Raw genomic sequence first — 23,061 nt, forward strand, 5'->3', positions numbered from 1 at the left:
CCTGCAGGCCCGCCAGCTGCTGGCTGCCAGCCTCAGTCTGGTGGCCTTCCTGGCCCTGGCGGGGTATGCGCTGGACGTGGCGTTTGCCGATACCGCCGAGAAAAACCTGCGCGAGCGGCTGAAGAACTACGCCTCTGCGTACGCGGCCAATATCGATTTCGTCCGCGACGGCTCGCTGTATATCGGCGGGCAGCCGCCAGACCCGCGTTTCGATGTGCCCGGTGGCGGGCTGTACGTGGAAGTCGTGCGCCCGGATGAAAGCTGGACCTCGATGTCGGCCGAGGGCCCGAATATTCCGCACGGGCGCATGCTCGAGCCGCGCCAGGAAGAATTCATCGGCCCGCTGGAGATGACCCAGATCGACGGCAGCGTGGGCCAGTTGTACCGCTACGGCCTGGGTGTGAGCTACGTCGAGCGCGAACACGGCGGGGAGATTCCGTACACCATCTACGTGATGGAAGATGCGCGCTCGATGGGTGCGCAGCTGCGCGTGTTCCGTGGCGCGGTGTGGTTCTATCTCGGCAGTGCCGGCGTGGTGCTGCTGGTGCTGCAGGCCTTCATCCTGCAATGGAGCCTGCGTCCGCTGCGGCGGGTCATCAACGAGTTGACCAAGGTGCAGCGCGGCGAGATCCAGCGCATGAGCGAGCAGCATCCGCGCGAGCTGGAGCCGCTGACCGAAAGCATCAACGCCTTCATCGAGAGTGAGCGCGACAATCTGGACCGCCAGCGCAATACGCTGGCCGATCTGGCACACAGCCTCAAGACGCCGATCGCGGTGTTGCGCACCCAGCTCGATAGCGGGCAGTCCGAGCGCGATCTGCACGAGGAAATGGACGTACAGCTGCGCCGCATGAACGACCTGGTGTCCTACCAGCTCGCACGCGCGGCCTCTAGCGGCCACAAGCTGTTTGCCGCACCGCTGCCGATCGAGTCGACCGCCGAAGAAATCGTGCGCGGACTGGAGAAGGTCTATTCGGTCAAGGGCGTGTTGTGCGAGTTCGATATTTCGCCCGACGCGCGCTTTCATGGGGAGCCGGGCGACCTGCAGGAATTGCTGGGCAACCTGCTGGAAAACGGCTTCAAGTGGGCGCGCAGTCGCGTGCTGCTGACCGCCCAGCCCGGTCCCACCACCGGCAGCCGTCGCGCCGGTTTGATCCTGTCGGTGGAAGACGATGGCCCCGGCATCGCGCCGGAAGACGTGGCCAAGATCCTGCAGCGTGGCGTGCGCGGCGACGAGCGCGTGCAAGGCCACGGCATCGGCATGTCGATCGTGCAGGACCTGATCAAGGCCTACCGCGGCGAACTGCAGGTGGTGCGCTCGCAGGAACTGGGCGGTGCCCGCTTCGACGTGACCCTGCCGCCGGGACTGTGACCGGCATGGGTGGCGGAATGAACCGGTGGTCAACGTCGCAGCGCGCTCCGACAACCGTTTAACGCCCCGCGCGTTGGCGTGACCATACTGGGCCGATTGCAGGCCGCTGCGATGGAGAGCTGCATGTTCGAGCGCAATGCACAGATGCACTGGCTGAGCGCACATCCGGTGGGCACGCGCCGCCGTCATCGATGGCAGCTGACGTGGCTTCTCGCGGGTTGTGCCTTCGCCATGTCGGGCAGTGCTGCCAATCCAGCACTGACGCCGACCCAGACACGCTGGCTGCAGCGTGCCACCTACGGTGTGGATGCCGGTAGCGCAGCGCAACTGCAGCGGCTCGGGCCCAAACGCTACGGCAAGCTGCTATTGCAGGCCGGCGACGATGCGGCACTGCCAGCGCCGATCCGTGCCCAACTGCAGCAATTCGATGCATTGCACACGCCCTTGCTGGCCTTGCTGACGCAGTACGAGGCCGACAAGATCCGCCTGCAAGGCATGCCCGATGGCGACGAAAAGACGGCATTGCGCAAGGCGTGGCAGGCGCGTGGCGGGCAGATGCTGACCCAGGCGCGTCAGGCGCAGCTGCTGCGTGCGGTGTATGCGCCGGAACAGGTGCATGAGCAGCTGGTGTGGTTCTGGCTCAATCATTTCAGCGTGTACGCCGACAAGGGGCGCGTGAAATGGATGGCGGCCGATTACATGGAAAACGCGATCCGCCCACACGCCACCGGCAAGTTCGCCGACCTGGTGATGGCCACGCTGGAAAGCCCGGCGATGCTGGAGTATCTGGACAACGCCAAGAACGCCAAGGGCAAGGTCAACGAAAATTACGCACGCGAACTGATGGAGCTGCACACGCTGGGCGTGCATGGCGGCTACAGCCAGCAGGATGTGCAGCAGCTGGCGCTGATCCTTACCGGTGCCGGCCTGGTGCCGGTCAAGGCCGAGGGCGCTCCGCCGCTGGCCGCTACCGCGCCGGGGCAGCCGCAGGTGGTGCGCAAGGGGCTGTTCGAATTCAATCCTGCGCGTCATCAACCTGGCGACAAGACCTTGCTTGGCCAGCGCATCGCCGCCGGCGGCCTGGATGAGATCGCGCGTGCGGTGCAGTTGCTGGTGCGGCAGCCGGCATGCGCCCATTTCATTTCGCAGCGCTTGGCCGAGTACTTTGTCAGCGACACGCCACCGGCCGCGTTGGTCGAACGCATGGCAAACACCTTTCAGCGCAGCGATGGCGATATCGCCAAGGTCATGCAGACCCTGCTGGATTCAGCGGAGTTTGCGCAGGCGCAACCGCGCAAGTTCAAGGATCCGAATCGGTTTGTGGTCTCGGCGATGCGGCTGGCGTACGAGGGTCAACCGGTGGTCAATGCCGCGCCGATGGTGAGCTGGGTGCAGCAACTCGGCGAGCCGGTGTTCGGGCGCATCACTCCCGATGGGTGGTCGCTGCAATCGCAGGCGTGGACCAGCTCCGGGCAGCTGGCACGCCGCTTCGAGGTGGCGCGTGCGTTGGGTGGCGGACCCAGGCAATTGTTTCGCTTCGATGGCGATAACGACACGCCACTTCCGGCGCTGACGCGGATCGACACGCGCCCATCGTATCGCTGGGTTGCGCCGTCGCTTTCCAGCAGCACGCGTGAGGCGCTGGACCAGGCGCGTTCGCCTGCGGAATGGAACGGATTCCTGCTGTCATCGCCGGACTTCAACTATCGCTGATTCAAGGGGCGCCGATTCAACGGCCGCCGATGCAATACCCGCTGATCAACAACCGACCAGCGATCACCGCCACGGGAGTGCGCCATGCAACGACGTCGATTTCTGCTCGCCTCCGCAGCGGCCGCCAGCCTGCCCTGGAGCGGTCGCCTGTTTGCTGCACCACGCGACAGTGCACGCATGCTGGTGGTGTTCCTGCGTGGCGGCTATGACAGCAACAACCTGCTGGTGCCGCATGCCAGCGATTTCTATTATCAGGCGCGTCCAACCCTGGCGATTGCGCGGCCGGATGCGGCCAATCCGGACAGTGCCATTGCGTTGGATACGCAATGGGGGCTCAACCCGGTGATGCGCGATGCGCTGCTGCCGCTATGGCAACGCCAGCAGCTGGCGTTCGTGCCGTTTGCCGGCACCGACGATCTGTCGCGCAGTCACTTCGAAACCCAGGACGACATCGAATCCGGGCAGGCCGGCACGCAGCGTCGCGATTATCGTTCCGGCTTCATGGCGCGCCTGTCGGGCGTGCTCAGCGGAGTGCCGGCGATTGCCTTCACCGATTCGCTGCCGCTGACCTTCCAGGGTGGCGGCGACCTGCCCAACGTGTCGTTGCGGGGCATCGGCAAGGGCGGTGTGGATGCGCGACAGGCGCAGATCCTGTCGCAGATGTACGACGCAACCCCGCTGGCGGCGGCTGCGCGCGAGGGACTGGCACTGCGTCAGCAGGTCACCGCGCAGCTGCGCGAAGAGATGGAGCAGGCCGGTCGCGGCGCCGCCAGCGCGCGCAGCTTCGCCGACGAAACCCGGCGCATGGCGAGCCTGATGCGCGAGCGTTATCGACTGGGCTTTGTCGATGTCGGTGGTTGGGACACGCACGCCAATCAGGGCAGTGTCGAAGGCGGCCTGGCCAACAATCTGCGCAATCTGGGCGAAGGACTGGCGGCGTACGCCGAGGCCCTGGGGCCGGCATGGAAGGACACCGTGGTGGTGGTGCTGTCCGAGTTCGGCCGCACCTTCCGCGAGAACGGCAGCAAGGGCACCGATCATGGGCATGGCACCACGTACTGGATACTGGGCGGCAGCGTGCGTGGCGGCCGGATCGCGGGCGAGCAGGTCGCCGTTGCGCAGGCACAGCTGCTGCAGAACCGCGATTATCCGGTGCTCACCAATTACCGCAGCCTGTTCGGCGGTGTGTTGAGTCGGTTGTGGGGATTGTCGCCTGCGCAGCTGGACCGGGTGTTTCCCGGGGCCAGGCCGCGCGATCTTGGGTTGGTGTGAGTGCGTGGCAGTGCGCGAGCGATGTCGATTCGTCCCGCGTGTGGCCGAGTGCGGCATCGCGCATTGGTGTGCTCAGTCGCTTGAAACGCGTGCGATTGATGCGCGCGACAGCATTGCACGACGACAGCCCAACGCATGCAGGCATGTCACCGCACCATCAGCGCTGCGCTGACGCCGCAAACGGCGATGGTCCATAGAAGCGCGTCAGCTGTGCAGCGACATCCGGCATGACGCGCGCCAGCAGCTGTGGCGCGGAGAAGTGGTATTCGCTCACCACTGCAAAGAATTCGTCCGGTGCTTCGGCGGCATACGGGTCGATCTCGGTGTCTTCGCCGGCATCGACGCGTTGGCAGAAGGCGTCGAAGGCCTGCTGAAAATCGCGTGCCCAGGCGCGCTGCGCATCGCGCGGCAGCGGCGGAGTGCCGTCGAGGGCGCCATCGAGTGCATCGAGCTTGTGCGCCATCTCATGCACGATCACGTTGAAGCCGGCCTGCGGGTCGTCCAGGTCGGCCTGCACGTCGGCCCAGCTGACGATCAGCGGGCCTTGCTCCCAGGCCTCGCCGATCAGGGTGTCGTCCCAGGCATGCATCACCCCGGCCGCATCCACATGCGTGCGCTGCACGCGGAACGCGTCTGGGTAAACGATCAGCTGCGACCAGCCACGCCAGCCGGTCGCGCCGATGTTCAGCAGCGGCAGGCAGCAGCTGGCAGCCAGCAAGACGCGATCGTGCGGCTGCAGCTGCAGCCCGCCGAGCGGGGAAATCGTTTTTTGCCGCAGGAACTGCGCGGCCAATGCACGCAGACGTTGCTGGCGGGGCGGGTCGAGCGCAGCGACCCAGGCGCAGCGGCGGCTGGCCGCAACCCACAACGCATCGGGAATATCGAGCGGCGGCCGGCGCAGCCGGCGCAACAACCACTGGATCAGCGGAACATGCCCGGCAGGAAGCTATGCCAGCGCGGCATCGTGCGCATGCGGGGGAACAGTCCGTCGCCGTCGCTGCCGCCGCCGCCGGTGGCTGGCGCGGGCTTGTGCGCCGGAGCGCGTGCCGGGGCTGCCGGGTCGCCGTTGGGGGTCCTGCCGCGTGCCGCCGAGTTGCTGCTGACGCAGCTCTCATGATCGCCATCGGTCAGCGGGTCCGATGCCAGTGCGGCAAGCGGAGCCAACAACAACAGCAGGCAAACCGTGATTCGGCGCATCGTCCACATCCAGGGCAAGCGGCGTGAGTGGCCGATCATAACGTGCTTTTCACTCCCTCACGCAAGCCAGGCTGGGCGGGTGGGAGCGCTTGGCGCATACTTTCACGGATCGATTTGGGAACCTTGCCGTGGATGACCGCGCCTTGCTGGCCAAACTTGCGAGCGGCCGGCTATCCGGCGATGCGTTGGCGCGCGACGCCGGGCTGACCCGTGCGGCGGTGTGGAAGCGGATCCAGCATCTGCGCGCGGCCGGGGTCGAGATCGAAGGGCGGGCCGGGGACGGCTACCGCCTGGCGGCACCGCTGGACCTGCTGGACGAGGCGCGCATTCGTGCAGCGCTGTCGGCCGATGCGCTGGCAGGCCTGGCTGCGCTGGAGGTCGCCTGGACGCTGGAATCCACCAATACCAGCTTGCTGGCGCGTCCGGCGCCGGAGCAGGGCGTGACAGTGCTGCTGGCCGAGCGGCAGACCGGCGGGCGTGGCCGGCGTGGACGCCAATGGACTTCGCCGCTGGGCGCACACATCTATCTCTCGGCCTCGCGCCGGTTCAGCGGTGGGCTGGGGCAGTTGGCCGGGCTCAGCCTGGCCGTGGGCGTGGCGGTGGCCGAGGCCTTGCGTGATTGCGGCTTTGCCGATGTCGGGCTGAAGTGGCCCAACGATCTGCTGGCGCGCGAGCGCAAGCTGGGCGGCCTGTTGATCGAAGGCGGCGGCGAAATGGCCGGCAACGCGCGCGCGGTGATCGGGCTGGGTTTGAACGTGCATATGCCGGCCGCCGCCGCCGTTGTGATCGATCAACCATGGGTGGATCTGGATACGCTGGCCGGCCACGCGGTGTCGCGCGATACCGTGGTGGCGGCGGTCGTGTCGGCGCTGCTGCCGGCGCTGGCGCTGTTCGAAGCGCAGGGGCTGGCGCCGTTCCTGAGCCGCTATGCGGCCCTGGACGTCTTGCGCGGCCGCGCGGTGCAGGTCGAAGAGGCCGGCACCCGGCATCACGGTGTTGCGCTTGGCCTGGCAGCCGACGGCGCTTTGCGGGTGCAACTGGGCGAGACGGTGCGGCTGTTCCACTCCGGAGAAGTGAGCGTGAGACCTGCATGAGCGAGTGGCTGTTCGACCTGGGGAATTCGCGGTTCAAGTACGCACCGCTGCAGGGCGACCGCGCAGGCGATGTGCAGGCCTGGCCGCACGGTGCCGAGGCGATGGATGCGGCCGCATTGGCCGCATTGCCCACCGGGCGCATTGCGCACGTGGCCAGCGTGGCCGCGCCGGCATTGACGCAGCGCATGCTGGGCTGCCTGCGCGAGCGCTTCGAACAGGTGCGCATCGTGCGGACCGTGGCCGAATGCGCCGGCATTCGCATCGCCTACTCAGACCCGGGCCGTTTCGGGGTGGATCGCTTCCTCGCGCTGTTGGGCGCACGCGGCGACGCACCGGTGCTGGTGGCCGGCGTGGGCACCGCGCTGACCATCGATGTACTGGGCGCCGACGGACAGCACCACGGCGGGCGGATCGCTGCCTCGCCGACCACCATGCGCGAAGCGCTGCATGCGCGCGCAGTGCAGTTGCCGGCCAGCGGCGGGGCCTATGTCGAGCTGGCCGACGACACCGACGACGCGTTGGCCTCCGGCTGCGATGGCGCCGCGGTGGCGCTGATCGAACGCAGCCTGCAGCATGCCCAACGCAGCCTGGGCGTGCCGGTGCGGCTGCTGGTGCACGGGGGCGGTGCGCCGCCGTTGCTGCCGCTGTTGCCCGATGCCAGCTTCCGCGCGGCGTTGGTGCTGGACGGGCTGGCGACCTGGGCCAGGGCTGCGTCGGCAGCTTGAACGCACGAGCCGCGCGCTCGCACGGCCTCGCAGCGGGTGCGGCCGGCAGACGGAACCGGCCGGCCGCGCCGGTGCACTGCGCCCACGAGCCCTGCCCTCGGCGGCGGGTCGACGAGCACTCGTGCGTTGTGACCGCCCCCGCTTAGAATCCTTGGCATGTATGTGCGCGCACTCATCGTTGTTCTGATCGTCCTCAATGCCGGTGTGGCGTTGTGGTGGGCGTTGCAGCCTGCACCGGCAGCCGTGGCTGCACCGCCGCAGCCGGCTGGTGTGGCGCGCCTGGAAGTACTGCCGAGCACGGCGACAGCCGCGGCGGCTGCGGTGTCAGGCGAGGCAGGCACCGCAGCGGCGGCGTCGGGCGCTGCGCCGACCGCACCATCGGATGCGCCGGCACGGGCATCGCCTGAGACATTGACGACCGCACCAGCGGCGGCAGCTTCCTCGACAGCTGCGGCTGCGGCGAAGGTGGCCGCCACGTCGCAGTCATCGGCACAGGCGCCATCACCAGCACCGGCCAAGCCCGCTCCGTCGCCGGCCGAGCGTGCCGCGGCAGCGCCGATCAACGCTTCGCCGGCGGTGCCCGCTCCGGCCGCTGCGCCGGAGCGCTGTGCCAGCCTGGGGCCGTATGCGGCGCGCGCCGAGGCCGATGCCGCGCTGGCACGCTTGCGTGGCCAGGCCACGCGCACCCGCGTGCGCGAGGACCAGGACGCCGGGGTCAGTACGTTCCGGGTGATGCTGCCCAATGTCGGCGACCGTGCGGCGGCGCAGGCGTTGGTCAAGCGCATCGCCGCCGCCGGCATTGGCGACTATTACGTGATTGCCCAGGGTGAGGACACCAGCATCGCGCTGGGCCAGTACCAGAGTCGCGAACGTGCCGAGCGACGTCAGGCCAGCCTGGTCGGCGCGGGATTTCCGGCGCAGCTGCTGCCCAGCGGCAACGGGCAATCGCGCTGGTGGATCGATGTGCGCAGCACGGCCGCAATCGGGACATTGCAGGGCACCGCAGGCGCAACGCGTCAGCGGTCGCTAGATTGCACCACGCTGCGCTAGAATGCGCACCGGCGCGCAACGCGCTTGGCCTTTGCCGGCATAGCTCAGTTGGTAGAGCAACCGCCTTGTAAGCGGTAGGTCCCCAGTTCGAATCCGGGTGCCGGCACCACGAAGGTCCTTCGTGCTCTCCCGCAATCTGTGCATGTAGCTCGGTGCTGGCTGCCCGTCAGCGCCCCGGAGCGCGTCTTCCCGGGTTCGGCCGGTCGAGAACAGATCCCTGCACGCAGCCCGCCAATCACTGCGCGGTTGCGGTTGCCGGCGCGTGGTTCGCGCAGCACCTCAGGCCGGGCGACCGGCCGACAGCAGCTCCAGCGTGGCCTTGTCGGCGTCGGCGTCGGCGGCCTCGCTGCGCAGGCGGTCGGCCAGTGCGGCGACGACGATGGCGTGGGCCTGGCGGAGCACGCTGTCCGCATCGGCACTGGCGTCCACGACGTGCTTCCCCGGCAGCTGCAGCTGCGCAAAGATGCTGCGGCAGCGTTCCAGGTTGTCCTGGGTCTCGAAGTGATTGGGCGCATCGCCGCGGGCGCGGATACGCGCCAGCCCGGTGGGCGGGGGCAGGTCGAGCAGCAGCAGCACGTCCGGGCGCGGCGCGAAGGCGTTGCGTTCCAGCAGATCGTCCAGCGGCAGGCCGGCAGCGCCCTGGTAGGCGACCATCGAGGGGAAATACCGGTCCAGGATCACGATGTCGCCGCGTGCCAGCGCCGGTGCGATCAGGGTGTCCACGTGCTCGTGGCGGTCGCGGATCAGCAGCTCGGCTTCCTGGTCCGCACTGAGGCGGCCGGTGGCGGCGGACTGGCGCAGCTGGGTGCCCCAGGGGCCGTTGGTCGGCTCCTTGCTCAGCACGACGCGCGCGCCGGCCGCTTCCAGCGTGGTGGCCAGGCTGCGGGCGAGGGTGGTCTTGCCGGCGCCGTCGATGCCTTCGATCGCGATCAGCAGACCGCCGGGCTTCAGTTCGAGTGTCATCGCGCTACTTTATCCGATCATGGTGCTGGATCAGCACTTGCGCAGCGGCATCGACCTCGGCCTGCAATCGCCGACCCCGGTGGGTCAGGTATCTGCTGCGTCCACCGATGGGCGTTGATGCCGCACATCGCTGCGTGCGTGAAACGGCGGGACGACTGGTGTGTCCAACGCGTCGCCGGGCGTGCCTTGCAACCGCCGGTTGCGTGCGCGGCTGGCGACCGGCCGCCAGCGCTATTGCCCATGCCGTATCGCCGGTATGTCCTGCGCGATGTCGGGAATGTCCCGATGCCCTGGTTTCCGACCGTGCGCCATACTGAACAAGTCAGGCAGCGCGCTCGAAGGTATGACGTTCGCGTCGCGTGCCTGGCATCAAGGAAGATGGACGCGTCGCCGCCACCCTAGAGGCGGCATCCCCCGCGTGACGCCCCTCAGGCACCGTCGTGACCGGATTCCTTGTTTTGTCTCGCGCCTCGTCTTGTCTTTGCGCCGCCCGCCTCGGCATGCGCTAGGCGCATGGCCGGTCAGCTGGTTGCCGAGGTGTAACGATAGGACAGCAGCGACTTCACCAGGAACGTGATCTGGGTGGCCGAGCGCGCATCCACGCGCATGACCGGGATGCGGAAGCCTTCGGCCACCAATGCGTCGCGGAACGGCGGCAGCAAAAAGTCCTGCATTTCGTCGGTCATGGTGATGCCCACCGCCAGGCTTGCCGCAGGTGCGATCTGCGAAAACTCGCGCAGCAAGGCCACGGTGGCATCGCGCATCTGCGGATCACGCGCGCTGACCAGCACGATCACGCCCAAGGCGCCGTCGCACACCAGCGGCCACATGAAATCCAGGTACTTCTGCCCCGGCACGCCGTAGACGTGCAGCAACTCGCCGTCTTCCAGTTCGATCGAGCTGTAGTCCAGCGCGACCGTGGTGTAGGTCTTGTCGCCGTAGGCATCCTGGCTGAGCGGCATCTCGGTGCTGACCGGCTCCACGTCGGAAATGGCACGCACGGCAGTGGTCTTGCCGGCGCCCATGCCGCCAACGAACACCAGTTTGTTGGCCGGAAGACTCATGACTGCGCCTGAAAGAGAGAGAGGCCAAAGCGACGTGCGACCCAGGAGAGAAACCGGGAGTTGCTGCTGTCCGGGCGGGGCTGCGTTGCAGGCACGGGAATCTCCGCGGTCTGGGCAAGGCCGCTGGCGAGTGCCGCGGCGAACAGGCATTCCACCGTTTGCAGCGGTAGCTTGCAAGCCTTGGCCAGCGCCTGCGGGCGCCACGGACGCGCATGCAGGTGGGCAATGGCCAGCAGCCGCGCCGGCGAACTGGTCTCGGCGCTCAGCTCCGGCCATTGGCGCAGCTGCAACGCGTGGCTGGGTTCGACCGCCGGCAGCGCGGGACGCAGGTGCTCGGGCAGGGCGAAATACAGCGCCTCGAACGAAAGGCGTTGGGTCAATGCGCTATCGGCGGTGTCCGGTACGACCTGCCAGCCGGGGCGATCCAGTGCGGCGACCAGCTCCGGCAACGCAATGCCGGCGGGAAGCTGCACGCAGCCGTTGGCCGGATCCACGCGCACCTGCAGGTGTGCATGGCGCAACAGCACCGCAGCGGTACCGAACTCGCCGCGGCAATGGCGGACCAGCAATGCCGGCTCGGCGACCTGCGCGTGATCGGAGGACGACAGCAGCAGGCGCATCTGTTCGTTGAGTTCGCGCACGGTGGCGCCGTGCTTGAGCCATGCGCCGCCCACCGGTGTCCGCGACACCACCAGCACACGCACGGGTTGCCCCTGCAAGGCCTGCCAGGCGGCCAGGCCGTCGGCGCTTTCCAGCCCCAGCACCACCACCTCGGCGGTATGTTGCGGCCATTGCCCCAGCTGCACGTCGATGCGTTCGGCCAGCAACAACGAGCACGCCAGTTTCAGGCGCGTGGTGTGCAGCAGGTCCAGGCCGGCCGTGGCGACCCGCATGGCGTGAATGGGTGTGGTCATGACAGGGCGCCGCGTCGGCGCTTTGAAAGTGCGGTGCCTGCCGGGACAAGCCGGCAGGCCGGGCAGGCGACGCGTGCGCGCCGCCGGTGTGGCATCAACCGAAGTCCAGGGTCTTCTCGAACGCCTTGAGCTCGTGGCGGGCCATGGCCAGATTGGCCTTGGCGCGATCCAACACGACGTACAGGAACAAGGTGCCGTTGCTCTCCAGCGGACGCAGCAGGTGGTACTGACGCGCCAGGGTGATCAGGATGTCTTCGATGGTGTCGTTCAGGCCGAGCTGCTCGGCGATACGGCGCTTGGCACGCACCACTTCGGTATTGCCGGCCGCGGCAAGTTCCAGGTTGAGATCGGTGCCGCCGGTCATGCCCAGCGCCATGCCGCTGTCGCTATCGACCAGGGCGGCGCCGACGAAGCCGGCGATCGAATGCAGGTGTTCCAGATTGAGTTTTGACACGGGTCGTCCTTACGAGCGATGAGAGATGGGTGCACTGGCACAAGCACGAACAATGCCAAACGCTCAGTTCGCCGGCTGCGCCAGCGCCGCAGCCAGACGGCCGGCGCAGTCGCGCGCGTTGAACAACAGCGCCGCGGCATTGATGTCGTTGCCGCCCACCGCAGTGAGCGTCAATGGTTTGTCGGCGCGAATGCGGATCAGCACCAGCTGCCCGCCACGCGTACTGATGGTGGCGTAGTCGGCTTCGCTCAGGCTGGATTCGCGCGCCAGCGTCTCGCCCAGGGTCAGGAACGAATTGGCCATGGCCGCCAGACGGCGACCGTCCACATCCAGGCTGGAGTGTTCGGCGATGGCACGCCCGTCGGCGGTGGACAGCATCAACAGGCGGATGCCCCGCTCGCGCTCGATGGTCTGCGCGAACTCGCGGCCGATGCGCTGCAGATCGTAGTGATGCGTCGCCCGCGCGATCTCGCCCACGGCAGCCTTGACGACCTGGTTGACGGCGTTATGCGGCATGAAATCCTCCCCTGTACGAAACGCGCTGCGCGATGAAGGATCCTGTCGATGACACCGGGTCCCGCGCTGGCGGGCGAACAGTAGCATCGGCACGTTTTGTCATCGTCATAGCACCCTCAATGTCTTAACTGTGCGGTCAGGCAAGCACATTCGGCAAAGCGCGAATACGCCACAAACTGCCCAACCACGTCACCTGAAGCGGCCGTCGGGACGCCGTTGCCGCCCCAAGCGGACGCGGCCGATGGCGCTGGTTCGCCGGGCTGCATCACGCCGACGCGGCGGTGTTGCGCCTGCTGCCCGAGCCGGTTCGACGACTGCCCGCTACGCACTATCGGCCGCACTTTCGATTGCTGCAGTGGCAGATGCGATTGCGTGATGGGACGCACGGCGTGCGTCGTGCGTCGTGCTGCGCTGCCGCGCGTCAGCGCGCGGGCCGGCGACTAGACTGCAGCGCTTTCTCGATGCTGGAGCAATGCATGGCGACGCAGTATGTGCCGGTTTCCCTGATTGGCGTTCCCACCGACATCGGTGCCGGCCACCGTGGTGCGCGGATGGGGCCGGAGGCGCTGCGCATCGCCGGGTTGCAGGAGGCCTTGATCGGCCGCGGCGTGGAGGTGCGCGATCTGGGCAATCTGGATGGGCCGCGCAATCCCTGGCAGGCCCCGCAGGCCGGCTACCGGCACCTGGACGAAGTGGTGGCCTGGAACCAGGTGCTGATGGAGGCCAGCTATGCGCAGCTGCGCGCCGGGCGCATGCCGATCATGCTTGGTGGCGACCACTGCCTGGGCATCGGTTCGATCACCGCCGTGGCCAGGTACTGCCGCGAGCAGCAACGCCCGTTGCGGGTGCTGTGGCTGGATGCGCACTCGGACTTCAATACCAGCGAGGTGACGCCGTCGGGCAATGTGCACGGCATGCCGGTGGCCTGCCTGTGCGGGCTGGGTCCGCAGGCATTGACCCACCTGGGCGGCAGTGCGCCGGCGCTGCTGCCCGAGCAGGTGCGGCAGATCGGCATCCGTTCGGTGGACCCGGAGGAGAAACGCCTGATCAAGCAGCACCGCATCGATGTCTATGACATGCGCTACATCGACGAGGCCGGCATGAAGCGCACCATGGAGACCGCCTTGCAGGGCATGAGCGAGGACACCCATCTGCATGTGAGCTTCGATGTGGATTTCCTGGACCCGAGCATCGCGCCAGGCGTGGGCACCACCGTGCCGGGGGGACCCAATTACCGCGAGGCGCAGCTGGTGATGGAGATGATCGCCGATACCGGGCGCATGGGGTCGCTGGACATCGTTGAACTCAACCCGGTGCTGGACAACCGCAATGCCACGGCGGAGCTGGCGGTGGATCTGGTCGAGAGCCTGTTCGGCAAGTCGACACTGATGCGAGATTGATCGATCGCTGAACGCGGCACGCCACGTTCACATCAAATCCACGGCCGCGCAGTCAGATTTGGCGCCAGAGATGGTGCGTCTGCACCGAACGCAGAACTGAGGAAGACCGATGAAGCGACTGCTGACACTGATGGTACTGGGCCTGTTTTCGGCCGGTGTGATGACTGGCTGCAACACCATGGCTGGCGCCGGCAAGGACATGCAGGGCGCGGGCGAGAAGGTCGAAAAGAAGGCCGACAATTGCAGTGACGGTAAGTGCTGATCCTTGAGTTTTGTTTGATCGTTGTTTGATTTGATTGATCTGCGGCAAGCCGCCGCTTTACCCACGAAGGAGTCTGTTATGAAGCGTGCAATTGTGCTGCTGGTGCTGTCGGTGTTGTCGGTCGGTATGCTGTCGGGTTGCAACACCGTCGCAGGTGCCGGCAAGGACGTGCAGGGCGCTGGCGAGAAGGTGGAAGACGCTGCGCGCAAGTAATCGAGCGCTGCATGCAGAAAGAACGGGCCGCAAGGCCCGTTTTTTTGTCCGACGTTCTGCGCACGCAGGGCTGCGATGAGGCGTGAGGGCACAGCCGATGCGAACAAGGTGCGCCGCAAGCGCAGGCCACCGTTCAGTGCGGTGAGTACGGGTTTGACGGCTTTTGATCTGCGGCGAACGGGGCCGGGGGCAAGCTGCGCATACGGTCAATCGCGGCCGCATCAGCGGAGTCGACGCAATGAACACTGACATCATTTCCGGCAAGTGGACCCAGCTCAAGGGCAAGGCGCAGGCCAAGTGGGGCGACCTCACCGACGACGATTTCAAGGTGGCCGAAGGCAATGCCGAGTATCTGCAGGGCAAGCTCCAGGAGCGCTATGGCTGGGACCGTGATCGTGCCCAGACCGAGGTGCGCGCCTTCGAGAAGTCGCTGCGCGACGACACCTGACGGTGTCGCTTCACTGCGTCCAGCCACCGCGGTGAGACAGTGGTGACGGCGCGTTGCACACGACGGGCCGCTTGATGCGGCCCGTTGCGCGTCTGCCGCCGGCGCAGGCGGCAGCAGGCATCCAACGCGGTTGCGTCCATGCCAGGGGCGCGGAAACGCTAAACTTGCGTGCTGACTCCCTGGCCTTACGCAGATGACCACTCGCGTCCTTACCGGCATCACCACCTCCGGCACCCCGCATCTGGGCAATTACGTCGGTGCGATCCGCCCGGCCATCCAGGCCAGTGCGGCGGCCGATGCGGAGAGCTTCTACTTCCTGGCCGACCTGCACAGCCTGATCAAGGCGCAGGACCCGGCGCGGACGCAGCGCTCCACGCTGGAGATCGCCGCCAGCTGGCTGGCCTGCGGCCTGGACCCGGAAACGGTGTGGTTCTATCGCCAGTCCGATGTGCCGGAAACCACCGAGTTGCTGTGGTTGCTGACCTGCGTGGCCGGCAAGGGCATCCTCAACCGTGCGCATGCCTACAAGGCGGCGGTGGACAAGAATCGCGCCGATGGCGAGGACGAGGACGCGGGCGTGACCGCCGGCTTGTTCATGTATCCGGTGCTGATGGCCGCAGACATCCTGATCTTCAACGCGCACAAGGTGCCGGTGGGACGCGACCAGATCCAGCATATCGAGATGGCGCGCGATTTCGCCCAGCGCTTCAACCACGTGTATGGCCGCGACTTCTTCACCCTGCCCGAGGCGGTGATCGATGAGCAGGTCTCGACCTTGCCGGGTCTGGATGGCCGCAAGATGAGCAAGAGCTACGGCAACACGATTCCGCTGTTCGCCCCGCGCGAGGAACTGCGCAAGCTGGTGTTCTCCATCCTCACCGATTCGCGCGCACCGGGCCAGGCCAAGGACACGCAGGGGTCGGCGTTGTTCCAGTTGTACCAGGCCTTTGCCACGCCGCAGGAAACGGCCGCCTTTGCGCAGGCCTTTGCCGATGGCATCGGCTGGGGCGATGCCAAGCAGCAGCTGTTCGAGCGGATCGATCAGGAGATCGCACCGCTGCGCGCGCGCTATGACGCGTTGATGGCCGAGCCGGGCAAGATCGAGGCGATTCTGCGCGCCGGTGGCGCACGTCTGCGCGCACGCTACGCCACGCCGTTCCTGGCCGAGCTGCGTGCTGCGGTGGGCCTGCGCGACCTGTCCAGCCAGGGCGATACGGCCGCGCCGGCGGTGGGCGAGAAGAGCGCACCGCCGGTGTTCAAGCAGTACCGCGAGAGCGATGGGCAGTTCTATTTCAAGTTGACCGATGGCGCCGGCGCGTTGCTGCTGCACAGCGATGGCTTCGCCTCGCCACGCGATGCGGGCCAGCTGATCGCGCGGCTGAAACAGGCCGAGCAGGGCAGCGACCTGCAATTGCCGGGCGTGCATGCGCAGGTGGAGGCGGCCGTGATCCTGGCGGCGATGCGCGTGTTGCGCGAGGCGTAACGACATGCGTGGAGCCGGTGGCTAGACTGGGGCCTCTCGCATAGCCGTGGAGGAGCAATGACAGCGATTGCCGATTCCAGCATCCAGACCATCGACACCGGCTTTGGCGGTGTGCAGTTCGATGCGGCGTACCTGATCGTCGAGGCGCAACGGGGTGCCTTCGTCGATTGCGGCACTTCGCTGTCGGTGCCGCAGATGCTGGCCGCGTTGCAGTCGGCCGGGCTGACGCCTGCGCAGGTGGACTGGCTGATCCTGACCCATGTGCATCTGGATCACGCCGGCGGTGCGGGTGCCTTGCTGCAGCACCTGCCCAATGCGCGGGTACTGGTGCATCCGCGCGGCGCGCCGCACATGATCGATCCGACCCGGCTGATTGCCGGTGCCACGGCGGTGTACGGCGAGGCGGAAATGGCGCGCAGCTACGGCGCGATCGTGCCGATACCGGCCGAGCGCGTGGTGGAAGCGGCCGACGGACAGACCGTGATGCTGGGCGAGCGCGCGCTGCGCACCATCGAGACGCCTGGCCACGCGCGACATCATCTGTGCGTGTGGGATGCGTGCAGCCGCAGCTGGTTCACTGGCGACACCTTCGGCCTGTCGTATCGCCAGCTCGACAGCGCGCAAGGCGCCTTCATCCTGCCGACCTCCTCGCCGGTGCAGTTCGAGCCGGAGTCGATGCTGCAGTCGATCGCGCGGCTGATGGAGGCCGCGCCGCAGGCGATGTATCTCACCCATTACGGCCGGGTCGAATCGCCGGCACCGCTGGCGCAGGCGCTGGTCGAGCAGATCCATGCGATGACCGCCATCGCGCTGGCGTGCGCGCAGCGCGCCGATCGCCATCGCTGCATGGTGGAGGCGCTGACCGACCTGTATCTGCAGCGCGCCCGCCTGCACGGCTGCCGCCTGGACGATGCACGCGTGGCGCAGTTGCTGGGTACCGATATCGAACTCAACGCGCAGGGCCTGGCCTGCTGGCTGGACCGCGCGACGCGTACGAATTAGCGCGCCTGGAGCGGGTAACGCTCCACCAGTCGAACGCTGTCGCGAGCCGTAGCCTCGCGTGGCTGCAGTCAAAGGCCGAGTCAGTCGAGCGTGCGGCGCCCTCACCGCTTGCGGGACACGCCGTGACCCCGTCCGTGGAGGCTCGGTGGCAGCATCCATGTCGCCACGAGCCCGCAACCGGCGAGGACACCGCACCAGACCGTTTGCAGGTTGCTTTCTTGAAAGCGTATTGTTCGGCTTGCGGTGGCAGGCGAGAGGTTGCAGGTTGCGTATGCAAGGCGTGTCTGCTGTCCCGGGGCGGGCGCGCGCTTGTAAACTGTGTGTCATCTATCTGTTGCAAGGCCACGCCGTGAATCCGATGCGCATCCTGTTGTTGTCCGCCTGCCTGTTCGTGGGAGGCGTGGCGCAGGCCGCCAACGATCTGCCCGGTGGCGGCATCGATGCCGAAGCGCTGTCGCGGCATGTGCGCCTGCTGGCATCGGATGAGTTCGAGGGCCGTGCGCCGGCCAGTGCCGGCGAGCAGCGCACGGTCGATTACCTGGTCGAGCAGTTCAAGGCCGGCGGCCTGCAGCCGGGTGGCGAGCAGGGCGGCTGGACCCAGGCGGTGCCCTTGGTACGCGCGCAGGTGGACGGCCCGGTGCGCGCCAGCCTGCGTGTCGGCGGCAAGACCCAGGCGCTGGTCAATGGCAGCGACGTGACCTTGCAGAGCCTGCGTCCGCAGGCCGCGGTGCGCTTGAAGAATGCACCGCTGGTGTTCGTGGGCTACGGCATCAGCGCGCCGGAGCGGCAGTGGGACGACTACAAGGGCGTGGACCTGCGCGGCAAGATCGCGGTGGTGCTGATCAACGATGCCGACTTTGAATCCAGCCAGCCGGGCGCCTTCGATGGCAAGGCGGTGACCTACTACGGCCGCTGGACCTACAAGTACGAAGAGGCCGCGCGTCGCGGTGCCGCCGGCGTGCTGATCGTGCACGAGACCACACCGGCCGCGTACGGCTGGGCGACGGTGCAGAGTTCGGGCCTGTCGCCGTTGTTCGATATCGAACGCAGCGATGCCGATGCAAAGGCGCAGCACGTACCGGTACGTGGCTGGATGCAGCAGGCATTGGCGGCGTCGCTGTTCCAGCGCGCCGGGCTGGATTTTGCGCAGGCCAAGCAGCGTGCGCAGCAGCGCGATTTTGCACCGATGGCGTTGGGCGATGCGACGCTGTCGGTGGACTTCAAGCTCAAGCGCGAGCGCGTGGTCACGCACAACGTGGTGGCCAAGCTCACCGGCAGCCAGCATCCGGACGAGACGGTGATCTTCTCCGCGCACTGGGATGCGTTCGGCGTGGGCAAGGCCGATGCCGGCGGCGACACGGTACGTCGTGGCGCGGTGGACAACGCCACCGGCGTGGCCAGCGTGCTGGAGCTGGCACGCGTGTTCGCCGCCGGCCCCAAGCCGCAGCGCACGCTGTATTTCATCGCATTGACGGCGGAAGAGAAGGGCCTGCTCGGCGCCAATTACTACGCCGCCCATCCGCTGGCGCCGTTGGACAAGACCGTGGCGGTGCTCAACATGGAAATGTTCAGCCCCGATGGCCCCACCCGCGATATCGCCTCGTGGGGACGCGGACGGGTGTCGCTGGAAGGCGATCTGGAAACCGCTGCCAAGGCGCGCGGCCGCAGCTATTCACCGGACCCGAATCTGGAAGCGGGCTTCTTCTATCGCGCCGACCATTTCGCCTTTGCGCGCATGGGCGTGCCGGCGATCACCGCAGGGCCCGGTCTGGACATGCTCGAAGGCGGCGTGGCAGCCGGCAAGGCGCTGCGCGACAAGTACTTTGCCGAGTGCTATCACCAGCCCTGCGACCGCTGGACCCCGCAATGGGACGCCAGCGGCCACGCGGCCGACACCACCCTGGTCTACGACGTGGGCGTGGCGCTGGCCAACGGCCGGCAGTGGCCGAGCTGGCAGGACGGTTCGGAGTTCAAGGCGATCCGCGCCAGCAGCGATGCCGCGCGCAAGTAAGGCCAGCGGTGTTCAAACGCCTGGTGCGTCCAAGCCGGCGCGCCGAGTGATTCGCGCGGCGCATGTGCACCACATCCGGCCATTGCATGGCGGTGCGTCGAGCTGGCTTCTGGCGACCGCCCACTACTTGCGGCACGGATAGCGCTTGGCCAGCGCCTGTACGATCAATGCGGGTGCGGCCTCGTCCAGGCGCGCATCCGGCAGCGCGCCGACATCGGCGATGATCGCCTGCAGATCCGGCGGGCCGCTTTTGCCGGCCGGCATGCACCACTGCGTGCGGTAGCTGCTGCTGGCGACGCCGAGCAGGTAGGCGCCGGCGCGGTTTGCCGAGAGCATGACCTTGAGTTCGGTTTGTTCGGGCGCGATTTCCGGCGCCAACGAACCGTCCAGCCCGGCCTCGAGCAGTTTGCGCCCGCTGGGTTCCCAGGGTTCGGGGACGCGCGCCGACGCACTGGCCGATAGCACGGTCAGGGCGGCAAAGGTCAACCAGGTGACGTGACGCTGCATGGGCACTCCGAGCCGGGGATCACAGCGCACCATAACGCGGCAGGCGCCTGAGGCGTAGCCGTTGGCGTGGGCAGGTGATCTAGAATTGAAGCTTCTGCTGCACTTGGCAATCTCCGATGTCCTCTTCACACGATGCTGCTGTGCCTGCGCGCAGCGGCCTGGTCGTTGTCGCTTTGTTGCTGGTCTATGTGGTCTGGGGCTCGACCTATCTGGCGATCCGCTTTGCGCTGGAAGGCGGCGCGCTGCCGCTGACCATGGTGTCCGGGACGCGTTTCATCGTGGCCGGCACGGTGTTGTATGCGGTGTTGCGTTGGCGTGGTGTGGCCGCGCCGACGCGTGCGCAGTGGAGGAACGTGGCGATGATGGGCGCGGCCCTGCTGTTGCTGGGCAACGGCATGGTGGTGCTGGCCGAGCGCAGCGTCTCGTCCGGCCTGGCTGCCACCGCGGTGGCGTCGGTGCCGCTGTGGATGGCCTTGTTCGGCGCCTTGCGCGGGCAGCACGCCAGCCGTGGCGAATGGCTGGGCATCGTGATCGGCTTTCTGGGCGTGGTCTGGCTCAATGCCGGCAGCAGCCTGACCGCCTCGCCGGGCGGGCTGGTGTTATTGCTGATTGCGCCGATCGGCTGGGCATTCGGCTCGGTGTGGTCGCGCGGACGCGACCTGCCGTCGCCGTTCATGACCGCCGCCGGGCAGATGCTGTGCGGCGGCGTGTTGCTGGTCGGCACCGGCCTGCTGATCGGCGAACGCCCACAGCGCCTGCCGACCTCGCAGGGGCTGCTGGCCGTGGCCTACCTGTGCGTGTTCGGCTCGATCGTGGCGTTCACCGCCTACGTGTGGCTGCTGCATCACGTGCGCCCGGCGTTGGCCGGCAGCTACGCCTACGTCAACCCGGTGATTGCGGTGGCGTTGGGCGCCTGGCTGGGGCATGAGCGTTTCAGCGCGCACGACATCGGCGCGATGGCGGTGATCCTGTCCGGCGTGCTGGTGGTGACGCTGGCAAAGGCGCGGCGTTGACGGTGGTTTCGCCGATCGAGGCACGCCGCGGGCTGCTGATCACCGCATCGACCTTCGTGATCTGGGGCCTGGTGCCGCTGTACTGGCATCTGCTCAAGGCGGTGCCGTCGCTGCAGATCATCGCGCACCGCATCGTCTGGAGTGCGTTGCTGGTGGTGGTGTGGTTGCTGGCCACCTCGGGCCTGCGCTGGTGGCGCGCTGTCGCCACGCAGCCGCGCGCGCTGTGGATGCTGGCCGGCAGCAGCGTGGCGATCGCGTTCAACTGGGGCCTGTACATCTGGGCGATCAACGCCGGGCATGTGATCGAGGCCAGCCTGGGCTATTTCATCAATCCGCTGCTGAGCGTGTTGCTGGGCGTGCTGGTGCTGAAGGAACGCCTGCAGCGCATTCAATGGGTGGCGGTGGTGTGCGCGGCGGTGGGCGTGCTGTGGCTGACCCTGGATGCCGGTGCACCGCCGTGGATCGCGCTGGGGCTGGCGCTCTCGTTCGGTGCCTACGGCCTGCTGCGCAAGCTGGTGGCGGTGGATCCGGTGGCCGGGCTGGGCGTGGAAAGCGTGTATCTGTTCGTGCCGGCACTGCTGCTGGCGGGCTGGGGCGAGCAGGGCCACGGCGGTGCCTTCCTGAGCGGCTGGGACCTGCGCACCGATCTGTTGCTGATCTTCGGCGGCGTGTTGACCGCGGTGCCGCTGATCGGGTTTGCGTATGGCGTGCGGCGGATTCCGCTGTCGTTGGTGGGCATCCTGCAGTACATCGCGCCGAGCCTGCAGTTGCTGCTGGGCGTGTGGTTCTTCCACGAGCCGTTCGATCAGGGGCGCGCGATCGGGTTTGCCGCGATCTGGGTCGGGCTGCTGCTGTTCGTCGGCGATAGCGTGTGGCGGTCGCGGCGGCCGGCTGTGGCGGTGCCGTGAGCATTGGTGGTGCGCGCTCGGGGTGAGCGCGCAGCGACGGCGTCGCGTGGCGGCAGCAGTGCGGTTGCGCGCTCCGTGCAGCCTGCCGCCGGCCACTTCCCGTCTGAATGCAGGGCGACCAGCAGAGCACTACGCTCGGTGCCATGCGGGCGTGGTCGCTGCCCGCAATCGGCATGTCCTTCGTATACGCAGGCTGAGAGCCTGCGGTCCGCTCCGGCCTGCCGACCGCGCGAGGTTGCCGGCCGCCCTCAGCCGCGCGGCGCCGATGCCGGTGCCGCCACCGCGAGCGTGGAGGTCGGCAGTGCCTGCGGGGCAGGGCAGTGGTTCGGATCCTGCTGCGTCTGCGCCAGCCACTGGTCGATCGGCCCGCCCAGCAGGTCCAGTCGTAGCGGCAGGCTCAGATGGGTTTCGCCGGGCAGCTCGACGTAGTGCGCGCGCGGGCTGGCCAGCGCCAGCGCACGTCCATGCGCCACCGGGATGTGCTGATCGGCATCGCCATGCACCAGCAGCACGCAGCTGCGGGTGTCGGCCAGGGCGTGCGCGACATCGACGTGGTCCAGATCCAGCTGCAGCTGGCGGTCGGCGGCGGCGATCACCGCGTCGAGATCCTGGTCGGCATAGCGCCAGCGCGCATACGCGGCCACCGCCTGCCCACGCCAGCCGTTCGGTTGGCTGGCGAGCAGGTGCGGCACCATGTCGCGAATGCCGCGCCCGGCGTTGGCGAAGGATTCCATCGCCACCACGCCGGTCACGCGCGGCCCGAGCTTGTCGGCGGTGAACAGCGCGGTGGCGGCGCCGTAGGAAATGCCGAACAGGTACAGCGGGCCGCGGATCTCGCCGCGCGGCTGCAGCGCATCGAGCACATCGATGACGTCGTCGGATTCGCGCGTGCCGTAGCCGGACGGGCCACCGCCGGAATGGCCGTGGTTGCGCAGGTCGATGGTGATCACCCGGTAGCCGGCCTGGGCCAGTTCCAGCGACCACGGCAGCAGCGAATCGCCATCCATCATCCAGCCGTGCAACAGCACCACGGTGCCGCGCGGCGTCGGCGGGGGAGCGGTGGGCACCTTGAAACTGAAATCCACATCCAGCGCATGCGCCGGATCGTGGCGCTGGCCGAGATAGCGGTACTGCATGGCGTACTGGCCGGGGTCGATCGCGCGCCAGAAGATCGGCACCTGGTCGCGCGTGACCACATGCCCGCTGCGGTTGGGCACCGTGGCGATGGTGGCGGCAATGCGCTCGGCATCCAGCAACGGCGAAGTGCCACCGGGCGCAACCAGGCGTTCGCTGAGCGAGGTGGAGGACGAAGAACAGCCGGCCAGCCACAGGCAGGCGCAGGCCAGCAGAATCAGGCGCGTCATGGGCACGATCGATGGATGCAACGGCCGAGCAGCCTACGGCCTGCCCGCCCGCGCATCTACCGCACTGCAGTGACAAAACGATGACAGCCTGCACTAGGTTCAGCCGCAGCAGCGCA

The 23,061-nt window shown here is 67.6% G+C and carries 24 protein-coding genes and 1 tRNA gene; 16 read left to right on the forward strand and 9 right to left on the reverse strand.

Translation table 11 applies throughout. The annotated features are described in order from the left end of the window. Position 1: 1 nt before the first annotated feature. The 3 genes from EO139_RS11755 to EO139_RS11765 all read left to right on the forward strand — a co-directional run bounded on the left by EO139_RS11755 (position 2) and on the right by EO139_RS11765 (position 4,357). Positions 2-1,372, forward strand: coding sequence for an ATP-binding protein (locus EO139_RS11755; protein ID WP_024939071.1), 1,371 nt, complete (start codon positions 2-4; stop codon positions 1,370-1,372). 144 nt (positions 1,373-1,516) lie between these two features. Next, positions 1,517-3,085 carry a DUF1800 domain-containing protein gene (locus EO139_RS11760; protein WP_241235954.1) on the forward strand — a complete coding sequence of 523 codons (1,569 nt, stop codon included), beginning with the start codon at positions 1,517-1,519 and terminating at the stop codon, positions 3,083-3,085. An 84-nt stretch (positions 3,086-3,169) separates the two neighbouring features. Then, positions 3,170-4,357, forward strand: a complete 1,188-nt coding sequence (locus tag EO139_RS11765; RefSeq protein WP_126970742.1) for a DUF1501 domain-containing protein — start codon at positions 3,170-3,172, stop codon at positions 4,355-4,357. Between the two features lie 157 nt (positions 4,358-4,514). Here EO139_RS11765 and EO139_RS11770 read toward each other — a convergent pair whose 3' ends face one another. After that, on the reverse strand, positions 4,515-5,270 hold the full coding sequence (locus EO139_RS11770; protein WP_126970744.1) for a M90 family metallopeptidase: 756 nt from the start codon (positions 5,268-5,270) through the stop codon (positions 4,515-4,517). Between the two features lie 8 nt (positions 5,271-5,278). After that, positions 5,279-5,593, reverse strand: coding sequence for a hypothetical protein (locus tag EO139_RS11775; RefSeq protein ID WP_126970746.1), 315 nt, complete (start codon positions 5,591-5,593; stop codon positions 5,279-5,281). Positions 5,594-5,643: 50 nt separating this feature from the next. Between EO139_RS11775 and birA the strand changes: the two genes are divergently transcribed. From birA to EO139_RS11795, 4 genes are all read left to right on the forward strand, one after another. Next, complete coding sequence (gene birA, locus EO139_RS11780) at positions 5,644-6,648, forward strand: bifunctional biotin--[acetyl-CoA-carboxylase] ligase/biotin operon repressor BirA (protein WP_343136465.1); 1,005 nt, start codon at positions 5,644-5,646, stop codon at positions 6,646-6,648. Continuing rightward, positions 6,645-7,373 carry a type III pantothenate kinase gene (locus EO139_RS11785; RefSeq protein WP_126970750.1) on the forward strand — a complete coding sequence of 243 codons (729 nt, stop codon included), beginning with the start codon at positions 6,645-6,647 and terminating at the stop codon, positions 7,371-7,373. Before birA ends, EO139_RS11785 begins: the two co-directional genes overlap by 4 nt. A 156-nt stretch (positions 7,374-7,529) precedes the next feature. Continuing rightward, entirely contained in the window at positions 7,530-8,423 is an 894-nt protein-coding gene (locus EO139_RS11790) for an SPOR domain-containing protein (RefSeq protein WP_126970752.1), read from the forward strand. A 33-nt stretch (positions 8,424-8,456) separates the two neighbouring features. Then, a tRNA-Thr gene (locus EO139_RS11795) sits at positions 8,457-8,532 on the forward strand. A gap of 170 nt (positions 8,533-8,702) precedes the next feature. Here EO139_RS11795 and tmk read toward each other — a convergent pair. The 5 genes from tmk to EO139_RS11825 all read right to left on the reverse strand — a co-directional run bounded on the left by tmk (position 8,703) and on the right by EO139_RS11825 (position 12,334). Continuing rightward, positions 8,703-9,386 (reverse strand): dTMP kinase, encoded by a 684-nt coding sequence (gene tmk, locus EO139_RS11800; protein ID WP_126970754.1) that lies wholly within the window; start codon positions 9,384-9,386, stop codon positions 8,703-8,705. Between the two features lie 521 nt (positions 9,387-9,907). Continuing rightward, complete coding sequence (locus EO139_RS11810; RefSeq protein WP_016904520.1) at positions 9,908-10,450, reverse strand: GTPase; 543 nt, start codon at positions 10,448-10,450, stop codon at positions 9,908-9,910. After that, positions 10,447-11,364 carry a hypothetical protein gene (locus EO139_RS11815; protein WP_126942414.1) on the reverse strand — a complete coding sequence of 306 codons (918 nt, stop codon included), beginning with the start codon at positions 11,362-11,364 and terminating at the stop codon, positions 10,447-10,449. Before EO139_RS11815 ends, EO139_RS11810 begins: the two co-directional genes overlap by 4 nt. A 94-nt stretch (positions 11,365-11,458) precedes the next feature. Beyond that, positions 11,459-11,818 (reverse strand): hypothetical protein, encoded by a 360-nt coding sequence (locus EO139_RS11820; RefSeq protein WP_016904518.1) that lies wholly within the window; start codon positions 11,816-11,818, stop codon positions 11,459-11,461. A 63-nt stretch (positions 11,819-11,881) separates the two neighbouring features. Then, positions 11,882-12,334, reverse strand: coding sequence for a roadblock/LC7 domain-containing protein (locus tag EO139_RS11825; RefSeq protein ID WP_126942411.1), 453 nt, complete (start codon positions 12,332-12,334; stop codon positions 11,882-11,884). Positions 12,335-12,810: 476 nt separating this feature from the next. On the opposite strand from EO139_RS11825, the gene rocF reads away from it, so the two are divergent. The 7 genes from rocF to EO139_RS11860 all read left to right on the forward strand — a co-directional run bounded on the left by rocF (position 12,811) and on the right by EO139_RS11860 (position 19,153). Next, the gene (gene rocF, locus EO139_RS11830) at positions 12,811-13,734 is read left to right on the forward strand and encodes an arginase (RefSeq protein ID WP_104584297.1); all 924 of its coding nucleotides are present in this window, start codon (positions 12,811-12,813) and stop codon (positions 13,732-13,734) included. Between the two features lie 109 nt (positions 13,735-13,843). Beyond that, complete coding sequence (locus EO139_RS11835) at positions 13,844-13,996, forward strand: entericidin A/B family lipoprotein (RefSeq protein WP_006451340.1); 153 nt, start codon at positions 13,844-13,846, stop codon at positions 13,994-13,996. A 78-nt stretch (positions 13,997-14,074) separates the two neighbouring features. Beyond that, the gene (locus EO139_RS11840) at positions 14,075-14,209 is read left to right on the forward strand and encodes an entericidin A/B family lipoprotein (protein WP_016904515.1); all 135 of its coding nucleotides are present in this window, start codon (positions 14,075-14,077) and stop codon (positions 14,207-14,209) included. A gap of 238 nt (positions 14,210-14,447) precedes the next feature. Then, positions 14,448-14,657 (forward strand): CsbD family protein, encoded by a 210-nt coding sequence (locus EO139_RS11845; protein WP_016904514.1) that lies wholly within the window; start codon positions 14,448-14,450, stop codon positions 14,655-14,657. 193 nt (positions 14,658-14,850) lie between these two features. Continuing rightward, entirely contained in the window at positions 14,851-16,140 is a 1,290-nt protein-coding gene (locus EO139_RS11850) for a tryptophan--tRNA ligase (protein WP_126970758.1), read from the forward strand. Positions 16,141-16,197: 57 nt separating this feature from the next. Next, complete coding sequence (locus EO139_RS11855) at positions 16,198-17,142, forward strand: MBL fold metallo-hydrolase (protein WP_126970760.1); 945 nt, start codon at positions 16,198-16,200, stop codon at positions 17,140-17,142. Positions 17,143-17,458: 316 nt separating this feature from the next. Continuing rightward, positions 17,459-19,153: a M28 family metallopeptidase gene (locus EO139_RS11860; protein ID WP_164739830.1), complete on the forward strand. Its 1,695-nt coding sequence runs from the start codon at positions 17,459-17,461 to the stop codon at positions 19,151-19,153. A gap of 123 nt (positions 19,154-19,276) precedes the next feature. Here EO139_RS11860 and EO139_RS11865 read toward each other — a convergent pair whose 3' ends face one another. Next, positions 19,277-19,660, reverse strand: coding sequence for a Rap1a/Tai family immunity protein (locus EO139_RS11865; RefSeq protein ID WP_126970764.1), 384 nt, complete (start codon positions 19,658-19,660; stop codon positions 19,277-19,279). A gap of 116 nt (positions 19,661-19,776) precedes the next feature. On the opposite strand from EO139_RS11865, the gene yedA reads away from it, so the two are divergent. Beyond that, complete coding sequence (gene yedA, locus EO139_RS11870) at positions 19,777-20,673, forward strand: drug/metabolite exporter YedA (protein ID WP_126970766.1); 897 nt, start codon at positions 19,777-19,779, stop codon at positions 20,671-20,673. Next, on the forward strand, positions 20,670-21,581 hold the full coding sequence (rarD, locus tag EO139_RS11875; protein ID WP_104584258.1) for an EamA family transporter RarD: 912 nt from the start codon (positions 20,670-20,672) through the stop codon (positions 21,579-21,581). The genes yedA and rarD overlap by 4 nt, the downstream gene beginning before the upstream one ends. 248 nt (positions 21,582-21,829) lie before the next feature. On the opposite strand, the gene EO139_RS11880 is transcribed toward rarD, so the two are convergent. Then, a complete protein-coding gene (locus tag EO139_RS11880; protein ID WP_126970768.1) occupies positions 21,830-22,945 on the reverse strand; it encodes an alpha/beta fold hydrolase in 1,116 nt (371 codons plus the stop codon). Positions 22,946-23,061: the final 116 nt, after the last annotated feature.

This window comes from Xanthomonas sp. BRIP62411, assembly GCF_003993525.1.
GTDB lineage: Bacteria > Pseudomonadota > Gammaproteobacteria > Xanthomonadales > Xanthomonadaceae > Xanthomonas > Xanthomonas euroxanthea.

Bases quoted from the DNA above. Each gene is read 5' to 3' on its own strand.
- EO139_RS11765 (WP_126970742.1), top strand. From the start codon at position 3,170: ATGCAACGACGTCGATTTCTGCTCGCCTCCGCAGCGGCCGCCAGCCTG.
- yedA (WP_126970766.1), top strand. From the start codon at position 19,777: ATGTCCTCTTCACACGATGCTGCTGTGCCTGCGCGCAGCGGCCTGGTC.
- EO139_RS11790 (WP_126970752.1), top strand. From the start codon at position 7,530: ATGTATGTGCGCGCACTCATCGTTGTTCTGATCGTCCTCAATGCCGGT.
- EO139_RS11880 (WP_126970768.1), bottom strand. From the start codon at position 22,945: ATGACGCGCCTGATTCTGCTGGCCTGCGCCTGCCTGTGGCTGGCCGGC.
- rocF (WP_104584297.1), top strand. From the start codon at position 12,811: ATGGCGACGCAGTATGTGCCGGTTTCCCTGATTGGCGTTCCCACCGAC.
- EO139_RS11775 (WP_126970746.1), bottom strand. From the start codon at position 5,593: ATGATCGGCCACTCACGCCGCTTGCCCTGGATGTGGACGATGCGCCGA.
- EO139_RS11810 (WP_016904520.1), bottom strand. From the start codon at position 10,450: ATGAGTCTTCCGGCCAACAAACTGGTGTTCGTTGGCGGCATGGGCGCC.
- EO139_RS11815 (WP_126942414.1), bottom strand. From the start codon at position 11,364: ATGACCACACCCATTCACGCCATGCGGGTCGCCACGGCCGGCCTGGAC.
- EO139_RS11835 (WP_006451340.1), top strand. From the start codon at position 13,844: ATGAAGCGACTGCTGACACTGATGGTACTGGGCCTGTTTTCGGCCGGT.
- tmk (WP_126970754.1), bottom strand. From the start codon at position 9,386: ATGACACTCGAACTGAAGCCCGGCGGTCTGCTGATCGCGATCGAAGGC.
- EO139_RS11850 (WP_126970758.1), top strand. From the start codon at position 14,851: ATGACCACTCGCGTCCTTACCGGCATCACCACCTCCGGCACCCCGCAT.
- EO139_RS11855 (WP_126970760.1), top strand. From the start codon at position 16,198: ATGACAGCGATTGCCGATTCCAGCATCCAGACCATCGACACCGGCTTT.
- EO139_RS11865 (WP_126970764.1), bottom strand. From the start codon at position 19,660: ATGCAGCGTCACGTCACCTGGTTGACCTTTGCCGCCCTGACCGTGCTA.
- EO139_RS11760 (WP_241235954.1), top strand. From the start codon at position 1,517: ATGCACTGGCTGAGCGCACATCCGGTGGGCACGCGCCGCCGTCATCGA.
- EO139_RS11785 (WP_126970750.1), top strand. From the start codon at position 6,645: ATGAGCGAGTGGCTGTTCGACCTGGGGAATTCGCGGTTCAAGTACGCA.
- EO139_RS11825 (WP_126942411.1), bottom strand. From the start codon at position 12,334: ATGCCGCATAACGCCGTCAACCAGGTCGTCAAGGCTGCCGTGGGCGAG.
- EO139_RS11845 (WP_016904514.1), top strand. From the start codon at position 14,448: ATGAACACTGACATCATTTCCGGCAAGTGGACCCAGCTCAAGGGCAAG.
- EO139_RS11840 (WP_016904515.1), top strand. From the start codon at position 14,075: ATGAAGCGTGCAATTGTGCTGCTGGTGCTGTCGGTGTTGTCGGTCGGT.